General features: G+C 67.1%; 2 protein-coding genes and 2 riboswitches. Both genes read left to right on the forward strand.

Translation table 11 applies throughout. The features are described from left to right. Nucleotides 1–1,165: 1,165 nt before the first annotated feature. Nucleotides 1,166–1,262: riboswitch (glycine riboswitch) on the forward strand. Continuing rightward, nucleotides 1,263–1,386, forward strand: a riboswitch (glycine riboswitch). Between the two features lie 55 nt (nucleotides 1,387–1,441). Then, a complete protein-coding gene (gcvPB, locus tag AC08OX_RS14190) occupies nucleotides 1,442–4,678 on the forward strand; it encodes an aminomethyl-transferring glycine dehydrogenase subunit GcvPB (protein WP_476608262.1) in 3,237 nt (1,078 codons plus the stop codon). A 344-nt stretch (nucleotides 4,679–5,022) separates the two neighbouring features. After that, nucleotides 5,023–5,638: FkbM family methyltransferase (locus tag AC08OX_RS14195; protein WP_476608263.1), on the forward strand; the 616-nt coding region annotated here is incomplete at its 3' end.

Genomic DNA, 5,638 nt, shown 5'->3' on the forward strand with positions numbered 1-5,638 from the left:
ATATCTGGGCGTGCGGAGCTGGTTTGCGCGGCCCGTGCCGGGTACGCATGGGGAAAGAGACGCTTCGCTCGCGCTGTGTCGCCCAGGGCGCCCCGAGTCACCCCACAGCACGTCTACAAAACATCACCGATCACAACGTAGCGTGATCTCTGCGCGGCCCTGCCCCGCTGGCACCCCGGTGACCGCCGGGCTGCCGGGATGCGGATACGCATCCGTGCCCTGCGTGTGGAGTGACGGGATAAGGGCGTATCGACCTCTGAGCAGTGACCGAAGGCCCTGCATCGAGCTCTACCTCCCCGTGATGTTGGACGGCGGAAAGAGGAGTTCTCCTCCTACTTGCCATCGCCCAGAGTAGTCGCCGCACAATAAAGTTCGTGCAATGAAGCTCGCGCAGCCGGCATCCGTAGGTTAAGTCCAGACGCCGCACCGGTCCAACCCCGGGCGGTGGTTGTCACATGATCAATTGTCATGGAGATTTTTTGCCGGGTAGTCGACGATGACGGCGTACTGGCCGTCTTCCTATCCCGCTCGTGTGATGACGCTCTCGTGCCTGTGTCCGCGTTCGGCCTGCCCGGCCGCACCTTTCATGGCGGGCGTCGGCGTCGGATGGTGCAGATGAACCGTATGATGCGCGTGCAGTCCGGCGACCCGACGATACCTCGCATTTCATCTGTGTAGGTGTCGTCCGCGCGGGCGGGAGAGCATCGGGAGGACATTCCAGGGGGCGTGGCCGGTTTTTCGACGTCAGTCTTGGAGCATATCTCGGAATCTTGATGCTTCTTGATATTTTTTGCAGAGTTGTGACATGTGTCTAAATATATAGATATCCGCGCTCGTATCGCCTACCGGCGGGCGGCCTTGACGCCGAGGCCGCTGCCACCGCCCGCGGGATCGGATGGCGGACGAACGATGAGCCCGTGAGCCCGTGAGCCCGGGGTCGGGGCCCACGGCCCCACGGGTTCGTGTGTTCATGTTGCGGACAGGTTTCGGTGGGGGTCGCTGGTTGGCCCGCGGGGCCCCCGCAGCTAGTGTTCGGGGAGTGGAATCGTGGCTGAACGCAGCCGGCGTCGAGGGGACCGGCGCCAGTCGGGAGTCGATCCTTCGCTACTGGTAGGCATCCCCGGGTCATCCGTGCCCCGTCCCACAACTCCATACCGATGCCGCTCACGCCCGTGCGGGAGAGTCCCGGTCGCTCGCCGTTCGGGACGCCGAAGGAGCAAGCTCTCCCCATAAACTCTCAGGCCCCCAACCGCCGGGTCAGGCAACTCTGGAAAGTGGACGCCGTGGGGTGTCCCGCCGACGGTGAAAGCCGCGTTCCCCGCCCGCAGCTCCCCGGACTGCCGGCGGCGGCGCTGGTGAAGCTCTCAGGTCAATGACAGAGGGGGAGGCCCGCCGCGGCGCCGGCATGATCCGTCGTCGCCCGACCTCCGGAGCAGTCATCATGCCTGACGTCACCGAGTACGACGACACCCCCTATGCCGATGGACCGGCCACGACCGCCGATGGACCGGCCACGACCGCCGATGGACCGGCCACGACCGCCGATGGACCGGCCACGACCGCCACGATCAGTCCCGCGTCGTCGCACGCGCGGTCGGGGGCGCCGCGACAGGGCAGTGCCGAGGCGGTGGGCAGGAACGGTGCGAGGTGGCTGCCCGCTGCGGCCATCCCGCGGTTCGCCGATCGGCATATCGGCCCGGACCCGTCATCCCAACGGGAGATGCTGGATGCGCTGCGGGTGGAATCACTGGCCGCGCTCACCGACGCGGCCGTCCCGGCAAGCATCCGTGACCATGATCTGGATCTTCCCGCGGCGCTGAGCGAGCCCGCGGTGCTCGCGGCCCTACGCGCGTTCGGTAGCAGGAACCGACCGGTTTCCTCGATGATCGGGCTGGGATTCCATCCCGCGGTGATGCCGGGAGTCATCCAGCGCAACGTCCTGGAGAACCCCGCGTGGTATACGGCGTACACGCCGTACCAGCCGGAGATCTCCCAGGGCCGCCTGGAAGCGTTGCTCAACTTCCAGACGATGATCACTGATTTGACCGGCCTTGCGGTGGCCGGAGCCTCCCTGCTGGACGAGCCGACCGCGGCGGCCGAGGCGATGCAGATCGCGTTTCGGACGGCGAAGGGTTCCCGCGCGACGTTCCTCATCGATGCCGACACCCTCCCGCAGATCATCTCGGTGGTCGCGACCAGGGCGGAGGCGCTGGGGATCAATGTGGTGGTCGCGGATCTCGCAGCCGGACTCACGGCCGTGGGCTCGGCGGAGCTGGATGCGACCTTCGGCCTACTGCTGTCCTATCCCGGGCCGGCGGGCGTCCTGCGGGATGTGCGTGCTGTGATCGCATCGGCGAGGGAGCGCGGCATCGTCGTCACGATCGCCGCCGATCCGCTGGCGCTGACCCTGCTGCGGGCGCCTGGCGATCTCGGCGCGGACATCGCGGTGGGGAGCACGCAGCGGTTCGGACTACCGCTGTCCTTCGGAGGCCCGCACGCCGGCTACCTCGCAGTGCGCAAGGGGCTGGAACGGTCCCTGCCGGGGCGGCTCGTCGGGGTGTCGGTCGATGCGGACGGCGCACCCGCGTACCGGCTCACCCTGCAGACCCGTGAGCAGCACATCCGACGGGAGAAGGCGACGAGCAACATCTGCACGGCCCAGGTGCTGCCCGCGGTACTCGCCTCCATGTACGCGGTCTACCACGGTCCGGAGGGCTTGGCCGGGATCGCGCGTCGCATCCACGGGCACGCGGTGCGCCTCGCCGAAGGCCTGCGCGCCGCCGGTGTGACGGTGGTGCACGACGCGTTCTTCGACACCGTCCTCGCCGCGGTGCCGGGCCGGGCCACCCAGGTGGTTGCGGACGCGTTGGCGCGGGGCGTGAACCTGCGGCTGGTCGACGACGACCACGTGGGTATCTCCTGCAACGAGACAACGGGCCAGGCCGAGCTGGGGGCCGTCTGGTCGGCCTTCGGGGTGGGCCCGGAGGCGACGGCGGGCATCACTTGGACCGAGGCCGAGACCGAGATCCGGACCGGGGCCTGGACCGGGTCCGTCGCGGCGGCGAACGATCATCTCGTGGCCCGCGCGGACCAGGTGGACCAGGTGGACCAGGCAGCGGACGAGCCGGTGGCGCTGCCTGCCGAACTGGTGCGTACGGATCCCTACCTGCAGCATCCGGTGTTCCACGACCATCGGTCGGAGACCGCGATGCTCCGCTATCTGCGTCGACTGTCCGATCTTGATCTGGCTCTTGACCGGGGCATGATCCCCCTGGGGTCGTGCACGATGAAACTCAACGCGACCACCGAGATGGCCGCGGTCACCTGGCCGGAATTCGCCGACATCCATCCATTTGCCCCGTTGGACCAGGCCGCCGGATACCTCGCGATGATTCAGGACCTGGAGCGTTGGCTCGCGCAGATCACCGGATATGCGGGGGTCTCCCTCCAGCCGAATGCCGGCAGCCAGGGTGAGCTCGCCGGGCTGCTCGCCATCCGGGCCTATCACCGCGATCATGCTGTTCCCGGATCCGCGGTGCGAAACATCTGTCTCATTCCCTCCTCGGCGCACGGGACGAATGCGGCGAGCGCCGCGATGGCGGGAATGCGGGTGGTCGTCGTCTCCTGTGACGACGACGGAAACGTCGACCTGAACGATCTGGCCCGCAAGGCCCGCGCGAACGCGGACGTGTTGGCCGCGCTGATGGTCACCTACCCGTCGACCCATGGTGTGTACGAGGAGGGCATCGGGCAGGCGTGCGCGATCGTGCATGAGGCCGGCGGTCTGGTGTACGTCGACGGAGCGAATCTCAACGCTCTGGTGGGGCTCGCCAGGCCGGGGCAGTTCGGGGCCGACGTGAGCCACCTGAACCTGCACAAGACGTTCTGCATCCCGCATGGTGGCGGGGGTCCGGGGGTCGGCCCGGTGGCCGTGGTCGAGAAACTCCTGCCCTATCTGCCGAACCACCCGCTGCGGCCGGAGGCAGGACCGGCCACCGGAGTGGGCCCGATCTCGGGATCCCCGTGGGGCTCGGCCGGAATTCTTATGATTCCGTGGGCCTACATCCGGATGATGGGGGCGGACGGCCTGCGCCGGGCGACCTCGGTGGCCGTCCTGAACGCCAACTACATTGCCCACCGGCTGCATCCGTACTATCCGGTTCTCTACGCGGGCCGGGACGGGCTGGTCGCCCATGAGTGCATTCTGGACCTACGGCCGTTGACGAAGCTGACCGGCGTCACCGTGGACGACGTGGCGAAGCGTCTCATCGACTACGGTTTCCATGCTCCGACCATGTCATTCCCGGTTGCCGGAACACTGATGGTCGAGCCGACGGAGAGTGAGGATCTCGGCGAGATCGATCGTTTCTGCGACGCAATGATCTCCATTCGAGCCGAGGCGGACAAGGTCGGAGACGGTATCTGGCCGCGGACCGATAATCCCCTGCATAATGCTCCGCATACTGCACAGATGGTTACCGCCAACGAATGGTCACACGCTTATCCGCGATCGGTGGCGGCCTATCCCGTCGCTTCGCTGCGGGCCGCCAAGTACTGGTCCCCGGTACGTCGGATCGACGGCGCCTATGGTGATCGCAACCTGGTCTGCACCTGCCCACCGGTGGGATCCTTCGCCGCGGAGCCGGTCGACGAGCAGATTCTCGCCGGAGCCCGCTGAGGACGGGATGCTGGCGCGGCCGCCGTCGATCTTCTCCATCGCGGCGGCGGCGGCCGATGCGAGGCCGAACGGTCTCGCTGGGTAGTCTGCCGCGACTTCCAAACCCTTCCCTTGCGGAAGGGTTCAGAAGTCGAACTCTTTCGTGACGTAAGGATTATCGGTCGAGCGGGGTCGAGCAGGGTCGAGCGGGAATGAAGTGGACTTGAAATTCCTGTTACCGGTCTTGACCGTGGATCATGTTCGCCCAATAGTGGTGTACTGACTGTCATAATGGGTCATTCGGCGATGACACTCCGGCAGGTCGCCGCTTGAACAACAGGAGGTCGCGGCGGATGGATCCTCGGATGGAAAAGCAGCTGGCAAGGGCCCGGCGGGTGGCGGTCGACATCGGCCTCGGCCCGGCGCTGAAGCTGGTGCGTGACAACGTCGTTCCTACCGCCCGCCGCAATCGCAGCGACGACCGGCATCTGGCGCTGCTGCTGTCCTTCGTCCTCCGGGAGGACTCGAACTGTATCGACGTGGGCGCGCACAAGGGTGACGTTCTGCGGACCATCCTCCGGCACGCCCCGGGAGGCCGGCACGTCGCCTATGAGCCGTTGCCGCACATGGCCGCGGCGTTGACCACCGATTTCCCGGCGGTGGAGGTACGACAGGCCGCGCTCGCCGACCAGCCGGGGGTGCTGCCCTTCACCTACGTCCGCAGCAGGCCCGTCTACAGCGGGCTGCGTGATCGGGTGCCCGACAGTGAGGACGTCGAACGGATCGAGGTGGCCGTCGAGACGCTGGACGACGCGATGCCGGCCGACTACCGGCCAACCTTGATCAAGGTTGACGTCGAGGGGGCCGAGTACGGGGTGTTCAAGGGCGGCCAGAAGTTGATCGGCTCCAGCCGGCCGCATCTCGTCTTCGAGTTCGGTGCCGGTGCCGGTGCCCGGGACTACGGTACGACGGCCGACGAGG

This window comes from Frankia sp. CoBUL1 (assembly GCF_978021245.1).